This is a genomic window from Cupriavidus sp. F041, from assembly GCF_057814235.1.
Map to the genome: position 1 here is coordinate 1,394,375 of NZ_JBVASY010000002.1, position 20,148 is coordinate 1,414,522.

Genomic DNA, 20,148 nt, shown 5'->3' on the forward strand with positions numbered 1-20,148 from the left:
TATACCTAGTCATCCTTGTCATACCGTCCAGGCACCAACCCACGAAAGGAGTTAAGACATGGCGCGTAAGCCAGCATCCGAGCCAGCCCGGGCCGACGACGACGGCAGCGGGAACGAGGCGTCCGCCCGCTCCGCGGCCAGCGCGTTTGCGCGATCGTCCGGGCCGAATATCGTGTCGTCTTCGCACCTGGTGTCCGAGCGCAGCCCGGAGCTGTCCGAGTTCGAGTTCGGCCTGAACACGGCCTACAACGCCTATAGCCGCTGGGTGGTGCGCTGCATGGGCGCCTCCGGCGTGCGCGACCTGACTTTCCTGGATGTGCTGGTGCTGCATCACGTCAACCACCGCGCGCGTCCCAAGCGGCTGGCCGATATCTGCTTTGTGCTCAATGTGGAGGACACCCACCTCGTCACCTACGCGCTCAAGAAGCTGCAGGGCCTGGCGCTGGTGGAGGGCGAGCGGGTCGGCAAGGAAGCCACCTACATCACCACGCCCGCCGGCACGGAAGCCTGCGCGCGCTACCGCGAAATCCGGGAGCAGTGCCTGACCAGTAATTTCTCCGCGGGCAGCGCGGAGAACGCCGAGATCGGCGAACTGGCACGACTGCTGCGTGTGCTGACCGGCCTGTACGAGCAGGCCGCGCGCTCGGCCACGTCGCTGTAGCCGCCCTTGCCGATGCAGCGGCGACTTCCGTAGCGGCCCGGGGCCGGGCTGCTACGGGAATCGCTTGCCTGACGTTCCAGGTTTTTCCCCGACATTGCCATTACGCCCCTGCAAGGAAGCTCCAGTATGTCGCTGCCGTCCTCCGCCGCCCATGTTCCGGAACGTCGCCGCTGGCAATTCTGGATCGACCGCGGCGGCACCTTTACCGATGTGGTCGGGCTCAGGCCGGACGGTACGGTGGTCACGCACAAGCTGCTGTCCGAGAATCCGGAGCAATACAGCGACGCCGCCGTGGCCGGCATCCGCCACCTGCTCGGGGTGGCTGCCGGCGAGCCGGTCACGCCGGCGCAGGTGGAAGTGGTGAAGATGGGCACCACGGTGGCGACCAATGCCTTGCTGGAACGCAAGGGCGAGCCGGTGGCGCTGTTCATCACGCGTGGCTTCCGGGATGCGCTGCGCATCGCCTACCAGAACCGGCCCCGGCTGTTCGACCTGAATATCGTGCTGCCGGAGCTGCTCTACCGCGAAGTGGTGGAGGTGGGCGAACGCCTGGACGCGCAGGGCGAAACGGTGACGCCGCTGGACGAGGCATCGCTGCGCGCCGATATGCGGCGCGTGTTCGACAGCGGCATCCGCGCCATTGCCATCGTGTTCCTGCACGGCTACCGGCAGGCGGCGCACGAGCTGGCGGCGGCGCGGATCGCGCGGCAGACCGGCTTCACACAGATCTCCGTGTCGCACCAGGTGTCGCCGCTGATGAAGCTGGTCTCGCGGGGCGATACCACGGTGGTGGATGCCTACCTGTCGCCGATCCTGCGCCGCTACGTGGAACAGGTGGAGCAGCAGATGCCGGGCGTGCGGCTGCAATTCATGCAGAGCAGCGGCGGCCTGACGGATGCGCACCGCTTCCAGGGCAAGGATGCCATCCTGTCCGGCCCGGCCGGCGGCATCGTCGGCATGGTGCGTTCGTCGCAGAGCGCCGGCTTCGGGCGCATCATCGGCTTCGACATGGGCGGCACGTCCACCGATGTCTCGCATTTCAACGGCAGCCATCCCAACGATTTCGAGCGCGTGTTCGAAACCAGCGTGGCGGGCGTGCGCATGCGCGCGCCCATGATGAGCATCCACACGGTGGCCGCGGGCGGGGGCTCCATCCTGCATTTCGACGGCAGCCGCTTCCGTGTCGGCCCGGACTCCGCTGGCGCCAATCCCGGGCCGGCGAGCTACCGGCGCGGCGGCCCGCTGGCGGTGACCGACTGCAACGTCATGCTCGGCAAGATCCAGCCGCGCCATTTCCCCGCGGTGTTCGGCCCGCGCGCCGATGCGGCGCTGGATCGCGATGCGGTGGTGGCGAAGTTCGCGGCGCTGGCGCAAGCCGTGTCAGCCGCCACCGGCGATGCGCGCAGCGCCGAGCAGGTGGCCGAGGGATTCATCGAGATCGCCGTGGGCAATATGGCCAATGCGATCAAGCAGATCTCCGTGCAACGCGGCCATGACGTGACGGGCTACACGCTGACCACCTTCGGCGGCGCGGGCGGCCAGCATGCCTGCCTGGTGGCGGACGCGCTTGGCATGCAGACCGTGTTCGTGCACCCGCTGGCCGGCGTGCTGTCGGCCTACGGCATGGGGCTGGCCGACCGCACCGCGATGCGCGAGCGGGCGGTGGAGGCACGGCTCGACGATGCGGCGCTGCCCGTGCTGCAGGCTGTGCTCGATGCGCTGGCGGGCGAGGCACGCCGGGAGTTGCTGGAGCAGGAGGTGGCCGAGGCGCAGATCGACGTGGTGCGCCGCGCGCACCTGCGCTATGAGGGCACGGATTCGGCGCTGGTGGTGCCGTTCGGCAGTCAGGCGGCCATGCAGGCCGCGTTCGATGCGGCCTATCGGCAGCGCTATGCCTTCCTGATGCAAGGCAAGCCGCTGGTGGTGGAAGCCGTGTCGGTGGAAGCCATCGGCAGCAGCGAACCGCCCGAGGAAAAGCCGCCCGAGCCGCCGCCGCGCGCAGGCGGCCCGGTGCCGGCGGAGCAGGTGCGCATGTTCAGCGGTGGCACCTGGCACGATACCGGGCTGTTCCCGCGCGATGCGCTGCGGCCCGGCGACGTGCTGCCTGGACCGGCCATCATCGCCGAGCGGAATGCCACCACGGTGGTGGAGCCCGGCTGGCAGGCCGAGCTGACCGCGCGCGACCACCTCGTGCTGACCCGCGCCGTGCCGCGTCCCCAGCGGCGCGCCATGGGCATCGACGCAGATCCGGTGATGCTGGAAGTGTTCAACAACCTGTTCATGTCGATCGCCGAGCAGATGGGCCAGCGCCTGCAGAACACGGCGTACTCGGTGAACATCAAGGAGCGGCTCGACTTCTCCTGCGCGATCTTCGATGCCGACGGCAACCTGATCGCCAACGCCCCGCATATGCCGGTGCATCTTGGTTCGATGGGCGAAAGCATCAAGACCGTGATCGCGCGCAATGCCGGGCGCATGGCCGACGGCGATGTCTATGTGCTGAACGATCCGTACAACGGCGGCACGCACTTGCCCGACGTCACGGTGATCACGCCGGTCTTCGACGAGGCCGGCGCGGAGATTCTCTTCTACGTCGGCTCTCGCGGCCATCACGCCGATATCGGTGGCATCACGCCGGGCTCGATGCCGCCGGACTCCACGGCGGTCGAGGAAGAAGGCGTGATGATCGACAACTTCCCGCTGGTGAAGGCCGGCGTGCTCGACGATGCCGGCATGCGCGCGCTGCTGGCCGGCGCACGCTACCCGGCCCGCAATATCGACCAGAACATGGCCGACCTGCGCGCCCAGGTGGCGGCCAACGCCAAGGGCGTGGAGGAATTGCGCAAGATGGTGGTGCAGTTCGGCCTGCCGGTGGTGCGTGCCTATATGGGGCACGTGCAGGACAACGCCGAGGAAGCCGTGCGCCGCGTCATCACCGCGCTCAAGGACGGCGCCTATCGCTATCCGCTGGACAACGGCGCCCAGATCCGGGTGCGCGTCACCGTAGACCAGGTCCGGCGCGAAGCGGTGGTGGACTTCACCGGCACGTCGGCGCAGTTGCCCAACAACTTTAATGCGCCGCGCGCGGTGTGCATGGCGGCCGTGCTCTATGTGTTCCGCACGCTGGTCAACGAGGATATCCCGCTCAATGCCGGCTGCCTCAAGCCGATCAGGGTGATCATTCCCGAGGGCTCGATGCTGAATCCGCGTTATCCGGCCTCGGTGGTATCCGGCAACGTTGAGACCTCCTCCTGCATCACCAACGCGCTTTACGGCGCGCTGGGCGTGGTGGCCGCCAGCCAGGGCACCATGAACAACTTCACCTTCGGCAACGATCTCTACCAGTATTACGAGACCATCTCGGGCGGCAGCGGCGCCGGGCGGGGATTTGACGGTTGCGACGTGGTGCAGACCAATATGACCAACTCGCGCCTGACCGATCCGGAGGTGCTGGAATGGCGGTTCCCGGTGCGGCTGGAAAGCTATGAAATCCGGCCGGGATCGGGTGGTGCCGGGCAGTGGCGTGGCGGCAACGGTGGTATTCGCAAGGTTCGCTTCCTTGAGCCGATGACGGCGTCGATCCTGTCCAATAACCGCTTGCATGCGCCGTTCGGCATGGCTGGCGGCGACCCCGGCGCCGTGGGGCGCAACTACGTTGTGCGCCATGATGGCAGCGAGGAGGCGCTGGGCCATGTCGGCCGCTGCGAGATGGAGGCGGGCGATATCTTCGTGGTGGAAACGCCGGGGGGCGGCGGCTTCGGGGCCGCGTAGGGGCCGCGAACGTCTTCGATGTTTCCGCGAGCCGAAGCGAGAGCGCTTCGGCTCGTTGCCATTCATGGCGCGCGAAACAGAATTCAACGTCGAACAGATCCGTCTTTCGTCACTTGGCCTCAAGGCCGTCATCCGGATTTTCAGATCCACCATTTTCGGCAACTCCGGCACTCCTGGCGACGACGCTGAAATAACCGCGTTGCAGCAATTTCCTTGACTTATCCTCAGGTCATTCCTAGGTTTATCAAGACTCCGGGGTGCAAGGCCATAGTGCGATAAATGGCCGATTCCCTTGTGCAGGGAGGGGCGGCGGTGAATCCAGGCAGCAGAGCTATCGTTCTGGTTATTGCGTTGATTGGCTCGATCGCCGCGGGAGGGTGTTCGAAACCGGAACCGGGTCACGTCCTGGACGAGGCGCAGCAGGCGGGCCGCGGCGCGGAATCGTTCCGGCACGCCGCGGAAGACTATTTTCACGATATGGATCGTGGCGTCGCCCTGACCAGGGAAGAGGTCATGGGCCGCAATATGTGGCTCGTCTGGAGTGGCGGCAACGACAGGTTCTGGGACGACATGACGAACTTCACGTTCGGCGCCTTCGACCTGCTCAAGTCCATCAGCTCGCATCCCGGCCAGGGATATTCGCGCGACACCCGCTGGAGCTACCTCGGCCTGGTCAACGAGCCTTGTTTCGAAAAGCCCGTCGCGCCCGATCCGCAACGCTTCGGGCTATGGCTCGACCAACGGGTGAAGGATTGCCCGGCCGATCCGTTCGAGAACGAACAGGCCTACCCAGGGGTCAGGACCGGCGCGCGCGGCACCACCTTCTCGAACGGCGCGAAGCTCCCGGTCGGCTCCTACTACGGCTATCCCACCGGCATCGTCGGGTTGCGCCTGTTTCCCAATCCGGCTTTTGATGAGAAGGCTGCAAAGGCGTGGGATCCGCAGCGCTATTACACCGATCCGGCCTACTACAACAGAGCCGACCTGGTGCGCCCCTATCGCGTGGGCATGGCCTGCGGCTTCTGCCACGCGGGCCCCAGCCCGGTCCATCCGCCAGCGGACCCCGCGCATCCGAAATGGGCCGACCTGAGCTCCACGGTGGGCGCGCAGTATATGTGGGTGGACCGGCTCTTCATCCACAACGCATCGACGCGCGAAGGCCAGCAGAATTTCATGTTCCAGCTCGTCCATACGTTCAGGCCGGGCGCCATGGATACCTCGCTGGTCTCCACGGACAACATCAACAACCCCAGGACCATGAACGCGCTCTACGACCTGATGGCGCGCATGGGCGTGGCGAAGCGGATCGGGCAGGAGAAGCTGGCCGGCGGCGAGCTTAACAACCGGCAGATCAACGATTTCGTGAAGAGCGGCGCGCTGACGCAGTTCTACGCGCCGCCCGATACGGTATGGACGCCGCACGTCCTCAAGGATGGGGCCGACTCGGTCGGCGTGCTGGGCGCCCTGAACCGGGTGTACCTGAATATCGGGCTGTTCAGCGAGGAGTGGCTGCTGCACTTCAATCCTATCCTCGGCGGCAAGTCCATCACGCCCATTGAACTCTCCGTGGCGCAGAAGAACTCGAGCTATTGGAAGGCGACGGAAGCCGGCACCTTCAATACGGCGCTGTTCCTGCTGAAATCGACCCCGCCGGACCACCTGGGCGATGCGCCGGGCGGCGCGTCATTCCTGGCAGACGTGTCATCGCCGGCCGGCGCCGCGCTGCTTGAAAAGGGCAAGAACGTGTTTGCCGATACCTGCGCACGCTGTCATTCCAGCAAGGCGCCGCCGCCACCGGCCAGCCTGAACCTGCAGAACTGCGCGGGGCCGAACTACCTCGCGTGCTTCATGCGGTACTGGAAATGGACGCAAACGGACGAATTCAAGGCGCAGATGCGCAAGGTCGTCAATGCGCCGGACTTCCTGGAGGGCAACTATCTTTCGTCCGATGCGCGCGTTCCCGTCACGCTGCTTCGCACGAATGCATGCAGTCCGCTGGCGACCAATGCGCTGCGGGGAAATATCTGGGACAACTTTTCGTCGGAGTCCTACAAGACGCTGCCGTCGGTTGGCACCATCACGCTCAATGACCCGTTCACCGGGGAGCGGTGGCAGTACCGGATGCCAGCCGGCGGGCGTGGCTACACGCGTGTGCCCTCGCTGATCAGCGTGTGGTCGACTGCGCCGCTGTTCCTCAACAATGCGCTCGGGCCGTTTAGCGAGGATCCTTCCGTGGCGAGCCGGGTGAAGGTATTCGACGCCTCCATCGAGCAATTGCTCTGGCCGGAAAAACGCGCGCACGACGAGGTCCTGGGGACCAAGGTACCCGGCGTGATCGACCGCACCACGGAGCGCAGCCAGATCACTGTCCCGGCGGGCTTCGTGCCGGATGCGCTCAAGCCGCTGCAAGGCTTCATGCACCGCTTCGCGCCGTGGCTGGTAGGGGCTGGAGGCGATGTGACCATCGGTCCAGCGCCCAGGCAGATGCCGGTCAACCTGATCGCCAATATCCAGCCGCTGGCGGAGAGCAGCGAAACCGGTGCAAAGGCCGACCACGCGGCCAAGGTGGTGAGTCTTGCGGTCAAGCTGAAGTCCGACCTGGCTTCGGTACCCGAGGGCGCCACCGACGACGATCTGCGCAAGACCTACGCCAACCTGGTCAAGCCCATGCTGAGCCTGAGCAAGTGCCCGGATTTCGTGGTGAATCGCGGCCACTACTTCGGCACGGCGGAGTTCAACAACCAGGCCGGCCTGAGCGCCGATGAGCAATCGTTCGGGCAGGAACCGGTTCTGAGCGACGAGGACAAGCGGGCCTTGATTGCCTTTCTCAAGACCTTCTGATGAAGACTGCGCGGCGGGGATATGTCTGCTCAAGGCGAGGAAGCTTGGGATTATGTGATCGTCGGCTCCGGCGCGGGCGGCGGCACGCTCGCCGCGCGGCTCGCTGAAGCGGGCATGCGCGTGTTCCTGATCGAGGCAGGTTGCGATGCGCGCGAGCATGGGGCGGCGTGCCTGCCGGAGGATTACGAAGTGCCGGCGTTTCACGCCTGCGCCTCCGAGAATCCCGCGATGAGCTGGAATTTCTTCGTGCGCCATTACGCGGACGATGCGCAGCAACGGCGCGACCCCAAGTGCGGCAGCGAAGGCGTGCTCTATCCAAGGGCCGCGACCCTGGGCGGCTGCACCGCCCACAACGCGATGATCTTTCTCTACCCCCATGATTCCGACTGGGACGGCATTGCCGCGCTGACCGGCGACCGCTCGTGGAAGGCCAGCCGCATGCGCCGCTATGCCAAGCGGCTGGAGCAATGCCGCCACCGTCCGCTGTGGGCGCTTGCCCGCCGCCTGGGTTTCGATCCCACTGCCCACGGCTGGGACGGCTGGCTCAGCACGGAGCGCGCGTTTCCCCTGCAGGCGCTCACCGACGACGCGCTGACGCGCCTGATTCTCGGCTCGATGGAGATGGCCGCGCGCAGCGTGCCGAGGCGGCTCCATGCCTTGCTGCGCTTCTTCCGGTGGCAGGGCGACCCGAATTCCAGGATCTGGGGAAGACGATGTTTCGATGGCGTGTGCTATACGCCGATGACGACCAGCGGCCATGCCCGCACCGGCACGCGCGAACGGGTGCTGGAAGTCGCCGGCCGCTTTCCCTCGCGGCTGCATATCGAACTGGACGCACTGGCGACCAGGGTGCTGATCGACGCGAACGGCACCGCGGTCGGGGTCGAATATCTCAAGGGGCGGCATCTCTACCAGGCGCACGTCTCGCCAAATCCGGCGCCCGGCGTACGGCAGGAAGTGCGCGCGCGCCGCGAGGTGATCCTGGCGGGCGGCGCGTTCAATACGCCGCAATTGCTGATGCTCTCGGGGATTGGTCCCGCCGGGCACCTCCGCGAGCATGGCATACCCGTCCGGGTAGATCTGCCGGGGGTCGGCCGCAACCTCCAGGACCGCTATGAGGTGGGCGTCGTGAGCCGGATGGAGCGGCCCTGGCAGATACTGAACGGCGCCCGCTTCGAGAGGGACGACCCGGCCTATTGCAGCTGGCGCGACCTGCGCGACGGCGTCTACACTTCCAACGGCGTCGCGATCGCGGTGGCAAGGCGTTCGCGCAAAGGACTTCCCGTGCCCGATATTTTCTGCATGGCGCTGGTCGAGCACTTTGCCGGCTATTTTCCGGGTTATTCCAAGGTGTTCGCCCAGAGCGACGATATCCTCACCTGGGCCATACTCAAGGCGCACACGCAGAATCGCGCGGGCACTGTTCTGCTGCGGTCCGCGAATCCGCTCGATACGCCCCTGATCAACTTCCACTATTTCGAGGAGGGCGATGCCGCCTCGGACGAGGATATGCGCGCGGTAATAGAAGCCATCCGCTTTGTGCGCAAGCTGGCCGTACCGCTGGCCGAGCGCGGGGTGATCGCGCAGGAGCAGCTTCCCGGCGCCCACCTGCGCGATGATGCGGAGCTGGCTGGCTATGTGCGCGACAACGCGTGGGGGCACCACGCATCGTGTACCTGCGCCATCGGCCCGCGCGAGGCGGGCGGTGTGCTCGACAGTGGTTTTTCCGTGCACGGAGCGCGCCGGCTGCGTGTCGTCGACGCCTCCGTTTTTCCGAGGATTCCTGGCTTTTTCCCGGCTAGCGCAATCTGCATGGTCGCCGAGAAGGCGGCCGATGTCATCTTGAACGAGACGACAACGGGCGCATAGGCAGCCGATCGACAAGGGAGGTGGAAGATGGCCTACGACGTGAGCAAGCTGCTGGCGATGAGCCAGGAACAGCTGGACGAATTGTTCCGCAACAGTCCGGCCGGAGAAATTCCGGATGGCGAAGCCACGGGCACGGCGATCATCTCGCCCGGCACGGTGTTCAGCGAGAGCATCGCAAAGATGATCAATCTTTTCGCCTGGCAGGGTAAAGTCTTCGACGCCGGGCGCGGGGTGCTCAAGAACAAGATATCGCCCTTCGGCCTCGAAGCCATACTGGCGAAGGTGCACAAGGGCGAAAGCTGGCTCGACCAGAAGGAGTGCATAGTCCTGGACTATTCCGAGACTTCGGTCGTGGCGCACTGGATACGGGACGAGATCCGCTGCATCGCGCCGGATGCCTATCTTGGCGTTGTGTACTGGGACAAGCATCGCCTGATCGACTTTTCCCTTGTGTTCCGACCATCATGAAGCGCAGGACCTTCCTGTTTGGCGGCATTGGTGCCGCCGGTGCGCTGCTGGTGGGCTGGTCGGTGCTGCCGCCGCGCCAGCGCCTGACGACGTCAGCCCCGTTGCCGGCGGTCGGCACGCAGGTCGGTCTTAACGGCTGGGTCAAGATCGCCGCGGACAACAGCGTCACCATCATGATGTGCCGCACGGAGATGGGGCAGGGCGTGCACACCGGCCTGGCCATGGTACTGGCCGACGAACTGGACGCGGACTGGGCGCAGGTGAAGGTCGAGCATGCGCCCGTGGACAGGATCTACAACAACCTGGAAGTCGTTGTCGATGATCTCCCGTTCCGGGCGGACGACGATGGCGTGGTCAGGCAAGCGGCGGTCTGGTTCACCCGCAAGCTCATGCGCGAGATCGGCGAGATGGTGACAGGCGGCTCGTCGAGCGTCAACGACCTGTGGGAGCCGATGCGCGAGGCCGGCGCATCCGCCCGCGCGATGCTGATCGGCGCCGCCGCCGCGCAGTGGAACGTGCCTGTGGGCGAGTGCCGCGCGCAGGACGGCAAAGTGCTGCACACCTCCGGCAAAACGGCCACCTTCGGCGAGCTGGCGGCGCAGGCCGCCAAACAGCCGATGCCGGCGAAGGTGGCGCTGAAGGAGCCATCCGAATTCAGGCTGATCGGCAAGAACATGCGGCGCATCGAGGCCGCCGCCAAGATCGATGGCACCGCGCGCTTTGGCATCGACGTGCTGCCCGAGGGCCTGCTGTACGCCAGCGTGACGATGTGCCCGACGCTGGGTGGTACCGTGGCGAGCTTCGACGGCTCGGCCGCGGCCGCGTTGCCGGGCATCGTCAAGGTGTTCGCGGTCGATGGCTACAACGGCGGCACCGGCGGCGTGGCGGTGATCGCCGACAATGCGTACCGGGCCATGACCGCGCTGGATGCGGTCAAGATCGTGTGGAACCACGGTCCCGCCGCCGCGCTGTCCAGCGCGGACGTGAGCCGCCGTCTGGCGCAGGCGCTGGATGAATCCGACGGCCACGCCTATTACCGGCACGGCGACGTCGATGCCGCGTTGAAGTCCGCCGCGAAAACGCTCAACGCGGAGTACAGCGTGCCCTACCTTGCGCATGGCGCGGTGGAACCCATCAACTGCACGGTACAGGTTCGCGACGGCGCGGCCAGGGTCTGGGTCTCGACGCAGTTGCCGGGCCTGGCGCGCAAAGCGGTCGCCAGGGTGCTCGCGCTCAATGTCGAACGGGTCGACGTGCAGCCGCAACTGGTCGGCGGCGCGTTCGGGCGGCGGCTGGAGGTGGATTTCATCTCCCAGGCGGCGGCCATCGCGCGCGAAGGGGGCGGCAGGCCGGTCCAGACGATCTGGACGCGCAGTCAGGACACCACGCACGACTTCTATCGGCCGGCTTGCGTCTCGCGCTTCAAGGCCGGGCTCGATGGCGCCGGCAACCTCAAAGCCTGGCACAACACGTCGGCCAGCCAGGCGATCGTGCCGGGCGCGCTGTCGCGCCTGCTTGGCCTGCCTCGCCTTGGCATCGACAAGACCACGACGGAAGGGGCATTCGACCTGCCCTACGAATGGCCGAACGCGAGGGTCGGCCACGTGATTGTCGACCTGCCGGTGCCGGTGGGCTTCTGGCGCTCGGTCGGCCATTCGCACCAGGCCTTTTTTACCGAGAGCTTCATCGATGAGCTGGCGGCAGCGGCTGGCAAGGATCCCGTGGCGTTCCGTGCCGGCCTGCTGGCAAAGCACCCGCGCCACCTGGCCGTGTTGCGGCGCGCTGCGGAACTGGCCGGCTGGGGGCGGGCGCCAGGGCTGGCTACCGACGGCGCCGCGCGCGCGCGCGGGGTGGCGCTGCATGAGGCCTACGGCAGCATCGTCGCGCAGGTGGCGGAGGTATCGCTGGCGCCGGACAAGCGGGTGCGTGTGCACCGGGTGGTCTGCGTGATCGATTGCGGTACGCCGGTGAACCCGAACCTGATCCGGCAGCAACTGGAAGGCGCGATCATCTTTGGCCTGTCGGCCGCGCTGTACGAAGAAATCACGATCGACCACGGCCAGGTGCACCAGCGGAATTTCCAGGAATTTCCTGTCATCCACATCAACGACTGCCCGGCGATCGAAACCGACATCATGCCAAGCCAGGAACATCCGCGGGGCGTGGGCGAAACGGGCACGCCGTCGATTGCGCCGGCGGTGGCGAATGCCCTGTTTGCGCTGACCGGGCAGCGCCTGCGCGCATTGCCCTTGAAGCTTGCCTGAGCTGCGGGAGAGAACCATGCTATCCCTGAACATCAACGGTAAGGCGGTGACCGTGCGGTCCGATCCGGACACGCCGCTGCTGTGGGTGCTGCGCTGCGAACTGGGGCTGACCGGCACCAAGTATGGCTGCGGCGTGGGTATTTGCGGCGCCTGCACGGTACAGATGAACGACGACCGGGGCTTCGCCTGTCAGCGCAAGGTCTCGTCGCTGGAAAAGACCAGGATCGTGACCATCGAAGGCTTGCGCGGCGCGCAGGCGCAAGCCCTGAAGGCTGCCTGGATCGATCTCGACGTTGTGCAGTGCGGGTACTGCCAGAGCGCCCAGCTCATGGCCGCCAGCGCACTGCTGAAAAAGATCCCGAAGCCCAGCGATGCCGACATCAATGCGTTCATGTCCGGCATTGTCTGCCGCTGCGGCACCTATCCGCGGATCCGGGCGGCCATCCACCGGGCTGCCGGGCAGCCGCGCACCTGAGGCGCCGCCACCCGGTGAGGGTATTTCCCGATAACGTGAACGCAAGGCGCAACCAAGAATGAAACCCGAATTCATGTTCAGGTTTCCGCGCCATGCCCACCGAGACGGAACTGCCCCACGAACTTGCTGCCCCGCCGCGGCAGCAACGCAGCCGTGACCGGCAACAGGCGCTGATCGAGGCCGGCCTGCGCCTGACCGAAGGCCGCGACTGGGCTGATGTCACCGTAGGCGACATCGCGCAAGCCATCGATTGTTCCGTCGGCACTTTCTACACCCGCTTTCGCAGCAAAGACGCCTACTTCGAGGTGCTGGTCGCGCTGGTGGCCGACCTGCTGCGCCAGCGCGGCGGCGCCTTCTTTGCCGCGCCGGAACGCGCGGGGGAGAGCGAGCACGCATTCCTGCGCAACTGGATCGCGCTGGTGGTGCGCTCCTTCAGCAAGCACCGTGGCCTGTACGCCGCCGCCGTGCTGGAGCTGCGCCGCATGCCGCCCGCAGCCCGCGAAGCCTCGCCGTCCTGGCCGCTGGCGCGCTCCCGTATCGAAGGATGCGAACACTTCGTCGCCGCCATGGCGCGCCGCCCCGGGTGGGGCACCGCCGCCGCGCGCAAGCGTCTCGAGTTCGCCCACCAGATGCTGTATGGCCTACTGATCAACGCAGCGCTGACCGATCCCGGCCCCTTGAAGCTGGACGCGCCCGCGCTGCAGGTGGAGTTGCTGGCGGCACTGTCGGCCTATCTCAATGTGAGGGCGGAGGGGAAATGACGAACCGGCTGATGAAGATGTTGCCCGGCGCGCGGGTGCCGCGCTGGCAGTAACCCGCAGTCACCAAAAAGGGGGACCCCATGGCGGACAATCAAAGCTGTGCCCACGCGGCCACGGCAGACTTTCATCGGCTGCTGGCGCGCGAACTGCCGGAGCACGACGAACAGGACTGGGAGGACGCACAGCGCGGCTTTCTCGGCACCATCCCCGATGCCAGGGTCGCGCGCGCCAACGGCCACGGCGTGTGGAACCTGGAGGCATACGGTTTCCTCGATGCAGGGCAGGCGCCGGATACCGTCAATCCAAGCCTGTGGCGGCAGGCGCGCCTGAACCGTATCCACGGGCTGTTCCAGGTCACGCCGCGTATCTTCCAGGTGCGGGGATTCGATATCGCCAACATCACCTTCATCGAAGGCGACACCGGCGTGATCGCGCTGGACGCGCTGACCTGCCCGGAGACCGCCGCCGCGGCGCTTGCGCTGTACCGGCAGCATCGCGGCAACCGCACGCTGCACACCGTGATCTACAGCCACAGCCATGCCGACCACTTCGGCGGGGTGGCGGGGCTGGTGGAAGAAGCCGACGTGCGCGCCGGACGCGTCCAGGTGATTGCGCCATCCGGCTTCATGCACCACGCCATTGCCGAGAACGTGATCGGCGGCGTGGCAATGGCGCGCCGCGCGCAGTTCCAGTTTGGCCATACGCTGGCCAAGGGGCCGGCGGCGCAGGTGGATGCTGGGCTGGGCAAGACCTTGCCGATGGGACGCTCCACGCTGATCGCGCCGACGCTGTCGATCGAGGCAGAACATGAAGTCCACGTGATCGACGGGCTGGAGATCGAGTTCCAGCTCACGCCCGAGACCGAGGCGCCCTCCGAGATGCACCTTTTCATCCCGACCGAAGGCGCGCTCAACCTGGCCGAGAACGCCACCCACAACCTGCACAACCTTTGCCCGCTGCGCGGGGCGAAGGTACGCGATTCGCTGGCCTGGTCCAAATACCTGCATCGCGCGCTGCACCGCTACGGCCCGCGTACCGTCGTGGTGCTGGCCCAGCACCACTGGCCGACCTGGGGCGCCGGGCGCGCGCGGCAATTCCTCTCCGAGCAGCGCGACCTGTACCGCGTGCTCCACGACCAGACCGTGCGGCTGATGAGCCATGGCCTGAAGGCCAGCGAGATCGCCGAGGGGCTGCAACTGCCGGAATCGCTGGCAAAGCGCTGGCACACGCGCGGCTACTACGGCACCGTGTCGCACAACGTCAAGGCGATCGTGCAGCATTACCTGAGCTGGTACGACGCGCATCCGGCCAACCTGCACGCGCTGCCGCCGGTGGCCGCCGCGCGCAAACACCTGGAATACATGGGCGGCATCGAAGCGGTGATGACCAGGGCGCGCGCCGACTACGAGCGCGGCGAGTTCCGCTGGGTGGCGGAGGTGCTCAAGCACGCGGTCTACGCGCATCCCGACCATGCTCCAGCGCGCGAGCTGGCGGCCCGGGCGCTGGAGCAGATGGGCTTCCAGGCCGAGTCGGCGACCTGGCGCAATGCCTACCTGCTGGCCGCGCGCGAGTATCGCGAAGGCCCGCCCCAGGCCAATCCGCAGGGGCCGCCGGCCAACGCCCTGATGCACGCCATGAGCAACGAGCTGTTGTTCGACGCGCTGGCGGTGCGCATCCATGGCCAGCGTGCCGAAGGCATGGCGTGCCACATCGGCTGGCATTTCACCGACAGTGGCGAGCAGTGGGTGAGCACCTTGTCCAATTGCGCGCTGAGCAGCCTGCAGGTGGAGGCGGCGTCCTCGGCGGACGTGGTCATCGAAACCACCCGCGACACGCTCGACGGGCTGCTGACGCGGCGCTGGACCGTTGCCGAGGCCATGGCCGAAGGCCGCATCTCGCTAAGCGGCGCCGTAGCGCTGCTGCCGCGCTTCATGGGCCTGCTGGACCAGTTCAGCGGCAGCTTCCCGGTGGTGGATGCGGCGCCGTGGCCCGACCGCTGAGCCGGCCACGCCCGTAAAGCAGCGCCCGCGGTGACGCCGGCGCTTCGCCGGCGCAGGGGTGCCGGCGCCGGCACACCGTTGTGTTCCACGGCACAACAGGTCCCGGGCGGCGACGCGGCAACGCGGTGGGGCGCGCGGAGATGGCACGGCAATCGGGTGCCGGCTGCGGGAGATGGACTGAAGTGCCGCTTGCGGCATGCTGTGCCGGGCGAGGCGCCTTCCGCATGATGGCTGCGAGGCTCGTTCGCGGCGCCTGTGCCTTTGTCCACCAAGCTGCCCGTGCTGCATCGCGGGAAACCCCCTTCGACAAGGTATAATGCCGGTTTCCCGCCAGCACGGCGCCCCAACCAGCGGCGCCGGCCGGTAGCAGCCCCTACCTCCTGCCCTCCCGACCGCTCAGACCATGGCGCATTTCTCGTGCTTCCCCGGTGCATTGGCGCTTTCCGCCTTCCGCCAGCAACGCCTGCTCACCACCCTCAAGCGGATCGACTCCGACATCGAGTCGGTGCACGGCCAGTTCCTGCATTTCGTCGACACCGACGTACCGCTGTCCCAGGACGACAGCGCCCGCATCGGCGCGCTGCTGACCTACGGTGCGCCTTTCGAGGCACAGGCCGAAGGTGATCGTTTTGTGGTGATCCCGCGTTTCGGCACGATTTCGCCGTGGGCCAGCAAGGCCACCGATATTGCGCATAACTGCGGTTTCGAGCACGTCCACCGCATCGAGCGTGGCATCGAGATCACCGTGGTGTGCAAGAAGGGCCTGCTGCGCGGGCGCAAGTTGCTGGACGCCGGCACCCGTGCCGCCGTGGCGGCCCACCTGTTCGATCGCATGACCGAATCCGTGGTGGCCTCGCGTGAGGACGCGGCCGGCCTGTTCCAGGAACTGCCCGCCAAGCCGCTGCGCTTCATCGATATCTCCGGTGGCCGCGCCGCGCTGGCGCAGGCCAATACCGAGATGGGCCTGGCGCTGTCGGAAGACGAGATCGATTACCTGGTGGACGCCTACGCCAGGCTGGAGCGCAACCCGACCGACGTCGAGCTGATGATGTTCGCGCAGGCCAACAGCGAGCACTGCCGCCACAAGATCTTCAACGCCACCTGGACCATCGACGGCGTGCAGCAGGACAAATCCCTGTTCGCCATGATCCGCAATACCCACCAGCTCAACCCGCAAGGGTCGATCGTGGCGTACTCGGACAACTCCGCGGTGATGGAAGGCGACGTGGCCGAGCGCTGGTTCCCGCGCGGCACCGGGCACAAGTACGACCGCCATGAGGCGCTGACCCACACGCTGATGAAGGTGGAGACGCACAACCACCCGACCGCCATCTCGCCGTTCCCCGGTGCCTCCACCGGCGCCGGCGGCGAGATCCGCGACGAGGGCGCCACCGGACGTGGCGGCAAGCCCAAGGCGGGCCTGACCGGTTTCACGGTTTCCAACCTGATGCTGCCCGATGCCGTCGAAGGCTGGGAAAACGCGCGCGACGCGGCCCAGCCGGTGGCGCACCGCAACCCCGCCGACAAGCCCGGCGTGACCGGCAAGCCGGATCGCATCGCCTCGCCGCTGCAGATCATGACCGACGGCCCGCTCGGCGGCGCCGCGTTCAACAACGAGTTCGGCCGCGCGATCCTGGGTGGCTACTTCCGCGTCTACGAGCAAAACGTCGGCGGCACCGTGCGCGGCTATCACAAGCCGATCATGATCGCCGGCGGCATCGGCAATATTGACGCCGGCCACACGCACAAGAAGGAACTGCCCGCCGGCTCGCTGCTGATCCAGCTGGGCGGCCCGGGCATGCGCATCGGCATGGGCGGCAGCGCCGCCAGCTCGATGGCGACCGGCACCAATACCGCTGACCTGGACTTCGATTCGGTCCAGCGCGGCAATCCCGAGATGGAGCGGCGCGCGCAGGAAGTGATCAACGCCTGCTGGCAGCTCGGCGATGACAACCCCATCCTGTCGATCCATGACGTGGGCGCGGGCGGCATTTCCAATGCCTTCCCCGAACTGGTGGACGGCGCCGGCCGCGGCGCGCGTTTCGACCTGCGCCAGGTGCACCTGGAAGAGTCCGGCATGAGCCCGGCCGAGATCTGGTGCAACGAGTCGCAGGAACGCTATGTGATGGCGGTGGCGCCGGAATCCTTCCCGCTGTTCCAGGCCATGTGCCAGCGCGAGCGCTCGCCGTTCGCGGTGGTGGGCATCGCCACCGAGGAGAAGCAGCTGCAGCTGGTCGACGCGCATGTCGACGCCGCGCTCAAGGAACACCATGCCGTGAACATGCCGATGGACGTGCTGCTGGGCAAGCCACCGCGCATGCACCGCGACGTCAGGCATGTGGAGCAAAGCCTGCCGCCGGTTGACGTGACCGGCATCGCGCTGGACAAGGCCGTACGCGACGTGCTGCGCCACCCCACCGTGGCCAGCAAGTCCTTCCTGATCACCATTGGCGACCGTACCGTGGGCGGCATGAACGCGCGCGACCAGATGGTCGGCCCCTGGCAGGTGCCGGTGGCCGACGTGGCCGTGACCACGCTCGATTACAAGGGCCGCACCGGCGAAGCCATGACCATGGGCGAGCGCACGCCGCTGGCCGTGATCAACGCACCGGCCTCGGGCCGCATGGCCATCGGCGAGGCGCTGACCAACCTGGCCGCCGCGCCGGTCAAGGACCTGGGCAAGGTCAAGCTGTCGGCCAACTGGATGGCGGCTTGCGGCGTGGAAGGCGAGGACGCCAAGTTGTATGACACGGTGCACGCCGTCGGCATGGAGCTGTGCCCGGCGCTGGGCATCAGCATCCCGGTGGGCAAGGATTCGCTGTCCATGCGCACCAAGTGGCAGGACAACGGCGCCGACAAGGAAGTGGTCGCGCCGGTCTCGCTGATCATCTCGGCGTTTGCCGCCGTGGATGACACCGACCGGACCCTGACCCCCCAGCTGCGCACCGATGCCGGCGACAGCGTGCTGATCGCCATCGACCTCGGCCGCGGCAAGAACCGCCTGGGCGGCAGCATCCTGGCGCAGGTGACGCAGCAGGTAGGCGACACCGCACCGGACGTGGACAACGCCGAAGACCTGAAGAACTTCTTCAACGTGATCCAGCGCCTGAACCGCGAGGGCAAGCTGCTGGCCTACCACGACCGTTCAGACGGCGGCTTCCTGGCTGCCCTGGCGGAAATGGCCTTTGCCGGCCATTGCGGCCTGTCGCTCAACGTCGACATGCTGGCGCTGGACCCGGTCCAGGAGCAGGACTTCGGCGATGCCAAGAACTGGGCCCAGCAAATCTCCGGCCGCCGCGACGACCAGACCCTGCGCGCGCTGTTCTCGGAGGAACTCGGCGCGGTGATCCAGGTACGCCAGGAAGAGCGCGATGCCGTGTTCGCCGTGCTGCGCGAGGTTGGCCTGTCGGCATGCAGCCACGTAGTGGGCAAGCCCAACACCACCGACCAGATCGAGATCTACCGCGACGCCAAGAAGGTGTTCGGCGCCGCGCGCAGCGAGCTGCAGCGCACCTGGAGCGAAGTCAGCTGGCGCATCGCGCGCCTGCGCGACAACCCCGCCTGCGCCGACAGCGAATACGACCGCCTGCTCGACGCGGCGGACCCCGGCATCTCGCCGGTACTGACCTTCGATCCGGCAGAAGACATTGCTGCGCCGTTCGTGGCAACCGGTGCGCGTCCACGCGTGGCGATCCTGCGCGAGCAGGGCGTCAACTCGCAGATCGAGATGGCCTACAGCATGGACCGCGCGGGCTTCGACACGCACGACGTCCATATGAGCGACCTGATCGCGGGCCGCGCCAACCTGGCCGAGTTCTCCGGCTTCGTGGCATGCGGCGGCTTCAGCTACGGCGACGTGCTGGGCGCCGGCGAAGGCTGGGCCAAGACGATCCTGTTCAACGCGCAGATGGCCGAGCAGTTTGCCGCCTTCTTCAACCGCCAGGATACGTTCGCGCTGGGCGTGTGCAATGGCTGCCAGATGATGAGCAACCTCGCCCCGATCATCCCGGGCGCGGGCGCCTGGCCCAAGTTCACGCGCAACCAGTCGGAGCAGTACGAAGCGCGCTACGTCACCGTGGAAGTGCAGTCCTCGCCGTCGATCTTCTTCGCCGGCATGGAAGGCAGCCGCATCCCCATCGTGGTGGCGCACGGCGAAGGCTTTGCCGACTTCTCGCAGCAAGGCGACAAGGGCCAGGCCCAGGTGGCGCTGCGTTTCGTGGACAACCTCGGCGCACCCACCCAGACCTATCCGCTGAACCCGAACGGCTCGCCCGACGGCATTACCTCGGTGACGACGGTGGATGGCCGCTTCACCGTGCTGATGCCGCACCCGGAGCGCGTGTTCCGCACCGCCACCATGAGCTGGGCGCCGGATGCCTGGAAGCAGGTGGCGGATGGCGGCAGCCCGTGGATGCGCATGTTCCGCAACGCGCGGAAGTGGGTGGGTTGAGCGGATTGCCGCTGGCCCGCTGGTAGCAAAGAGAAAGCTCGCCTCGCGCGGGCTTTTTCATTTGCTAACGCGCGCACATGGCGAAAGTCAGGGGCAAACGGAACAGGTGCCGGTCACGCCACCATCTGCTTACTCCAGGCCTGATACACGTAATACAACGGCCGCTGCGGATCCGATTGCTTTGCAGAAGCCGGCGCCGCGCCCCGGAGCTGCATGGTGACCAGCACCATGCGTGCCGCCTTGACGGCGGAGTAGCGGTCGCGCAGCGGCAGCATCGGCCGCACGGACCGCCATTCCGGTGGCAGGCCATCGTCGCTGACGGTGCCGAGCGCGCAGTAGCCCCAACCCTCGGAGGTGAGGTGCCAGAGTTGCCGGTAGGCGCTGCTTGAAGCCATAGACTCACTCTTTCCCATGCCGCCCCCCGCGGCGGGAAATCACACGGGTGAGGGCGATGCAATGTGCACGCCGGCCATGCTGGGGGCGGTGCATTTCCCTGATCTTACTCAGGTGCGGGCATGGAGGGAATGCCTTATCGCCCGGGCGTGGTGCTATGCAGCACATTCGCGTTGCTGCGGGGAGACGTGGTGG

The 20,148-nt window shown here is 66.8% G+C and carries 12 protein-coding genes; 11 read left to right on the plus strand and 1 reads right to left on the minus strand.

Features of this window, described 5'->3' with window-relative positions:
• The first annotated feature begins 58 nt into the window (after window positions 1–58).
• The 11 genes from ACZY0R_RS23660 (at window position 59) to purL (ending at window position 19,560) form a co-directional block, all read left to right on the plus strand.
• Window positions 59–661, plus strand: a complete 603-nt coding sequence (locus ACZY0R_RS23660; RefSeq protein ID WP_045237773.1) for a winged helix DNA-binding protein — start codon at window positions 59–61, stop codon at window positions 659–661.
• Between the two features lie 126 nt (window positions 662–787).
• The gene (locus tag ACZY0R_RS23665) at window positions 788–4,432 is read left to right on the plus strand and encodes a hydantoinase B/oxoprolinase family protein (RefSeq protein ID WP_488861667.1); all 3,645 of its coding nucleotides are present in this window, start codon (window positions 788–790) and stop codon (window positions 4,430–4,432) included.
• 64 nt (window positions 4,433–4,496) lie between these two features.
• Window positions 4,497–4,649 (plus strand): hypothetical protein, encoded by a 153-nt coding sequence (locus ACZY0R_RS23670; protein ID WP_488861669.1) that lies wholly within the window; start codon window positions 4,497–4,499, stop codon window positions 4,647–4,649.
• A gap of 62 nt (window positions 4,650–4,711) precedes the next feature.
• The gene (locus ACZY0R_RS23675) at window positions 4,712–7,273 is read left to right on the plus strand and encodes a hypothetical protein (protein ID WP_488861671.1); all 2,562 of its coding nucleotides are present in this window, start codon (window positions 4,712–4,714) and stop codon (window positions 7,271–7,273) included.
• A 21-nt stretch (window positions 7,274–7,294) separates the two neighbouring features.
• Window positions 7,295–9,142 carry a GMC family oxidoreductase gene (locus tag ACZY0R_RS23680; RefSeq protein WP_488861673.1) on the plus strand — a complete coding sequence of 616 codons (1,848 nt, stop codon included), beginning with the start codon at window positions 7,295–7,297 and terminating at the stop codon, window positions 9,140–9,142.
• Between the two features lie 27 nt (window positions 9,143–9,169).
• Window positions 9,170–9,610 (plus strand): hypothetical protein, encoded by a 441-nt coding sequence (locus ACZY0R_RS23685; RefSeq protein WP_488861675.1) that lies wholly within the window; start codon window positions 9,170–9,172, stop codon window positions 9,608–9,610.
• The gene (locus ACZY0R_RS23690) at window positions 9,607–11,874 is read left to right on the plus strand and encodes a xanthine dehydrogenase family protein molybdopterin-binding subunit (protein WP_488861677.1); all 2,268 of its coding nucleotides are present in this window, start codon (window positions 9,607–9,609) and stop codon (window positions 11,872–11,874) included. The genes ACZY0R_RS23685 and ACZY0R_RS23690 overlap by 4 nt, the downstream gene beginning before the upstream one ends.
• 16 nt (window positions 11,875–11,890) lie before the next feature.
• Window positions 11,891–12,349, plus strand: coding sequence for a (2Fe-2S)-binding protein (locus tag ACZY0R_RS23695; RefSeq protein ID WP_488861679.1), 459 nt, complete (start codon window positions 11,891–11,893; stop codon window positions 12,347–12,349).
• 92 nt (window positions 12,350–12,441) lie between these two features.
• The gene (locus ACZY0R_RS23700; RefSeq protein WP_488861681.1) at window positions 12,442–13,110 is read left to right on the plus strand and encodes a TetR/AcrR family transcriptional regulator; all 669 of its coding nucleotides are present in this window, start codon (window positions 12,442–12,444) and stop codon (window positions 13,108–13,110) included.
• Window positions 13,111–13,190: 80 nt separating this feature from the next.
• A complete protein-coding gene (locus ACZY0R_RS23705) occupies window positions 13,191–15,110 on the plus strand; it encodes an alkyl/aryl-sulfatase (protein ID WP_488861683.1) in 1,920 nt (639 codons plus the stop codon).
• A 403-nt stretch (window positions 15,111–15,513) separates the two neighbouring features.
• Complete coding sequence (gene purL, locus ACZY0R_RS23710) at window positions 15,514–19,560, plus strand: phosphoribosylformylglycinamidine synthase (protein ID WP_488861685.1); 4,047 nt, start codon at window positions 15,514–15,516, stop codon at window positions 19,558–19,560.
• A gap of 113 nt (window positions 19,561–19,673) precedes the next feature.
• On the opposite strand, the gene ACZY0R_RS23715 is transcribed toward purL, so the two are convergent.
• Window positions 19,674–19,955, minus strand: a complete 282-nt coding sequence (locus ACZY0R_RS23715) for a hypothetical protein (protein ID WP_488861687.1) — start codon at window positions 19,953–19,955, stop codon at window positions 19,674–19,676.
• Between the last annotated feature and the right edge of the window lie 193 nt (window positions 19,956–20,148).

What these genes read in the sequence shown, in the direction of transcription:
- ACZY0R_RS23660 (WP_045237773.1), top strand. Translation starts at nt 59, where the DNA reads ATGGCGCGTAAGCCAGCATCCGAGCCAGCCCGGGCCGACGACGACGGC.
- ACZY0R_RS23665 (WP_488861667.1), top strand. Translation starts at nt 788, where the DNA reads ATGTCGCTGCCGTCCTCCGCCGCCCATGTTCCGGAACGTCGCCGCTGG.
- ACZY0R_RS23670 (WP_488861669.1), top strand. Translation starts at nt 4,497, where the DNA reads ATGGCGCGCGAAACAGAATTCAACGTCGAACAGATCCGTCTTTCGTCA.
- ACZY0R_RS23675 (WP_488861671.1), top strand. Translation starts at nt 4,712, where the DNA reads ATGGCCGATTCCCTTGTGCAGGGAGGGGCGGCGGTGAATCCAGGCAGC.
- ACZY0R_RS23680 (WP_488861673.1), top strand. Translation starts at nt 7,295, where the DNA reads ATGTCTGCTCAAGGCGAGGAAGCTTGGGATTATGTGATCGTCGGCTCC.
- ACZY0R_RS23685 (WP_488861675.1), top strand. Translation starts at nt 9,170, where the DNA reads ATGGCCTACGACGTGAGCAAGCTGCTGGCGATGAGCCAGGAACAGCTG.
- ACZY0R_RS23690 (WP_488861677.1), top strand. Translation starts at nt 9,607, where the DNA reads ATGAAGCGCAGGACCTTCCTGTTTGGCGGCATTGGTGCCGCCGGTGCG.
- ACZY0R_RS23695 (WP_488861679.1), top strand. Translation starts at nt 11,891, where the DNA reads ATGCTATCCCTGAACATCAACGGTAAGGCGGTGACCGTGCGGTCCGAT.
- ACZY0R_RS23700 (WP_488861681.1), top strand. Translation starts at nt 12,442, where the DNA reads ATGCCCACCGAGACGGAACTGCCCCACGAACTTGCTGCCCCGCCGCGG.
- ACZY0R_RS23705 (WP_488861683.1), top strand. Translation starts at nt 13,191, where the DNA reads ATGGCGGACAATCAAAGCTGTGCCCACGCGGCCACGGCAGACTTTCAT.
- purL (WP_488861685.1), top strand. Translation starts at nt 15,514, where the DNA reads ATGGCGCATTTCTCGTGCTTCCCCGGTGCATTGGCGCTTTCCGCCTTC.
- ACZY0R_RS23715 (WP_488861687.1), bottom strand. Translation starts at nt 19,955, where the DNA reads ATGGCTTCAAGCAGCGCCTACCGGCAACTCTGGCACCTCACCTCCGAG.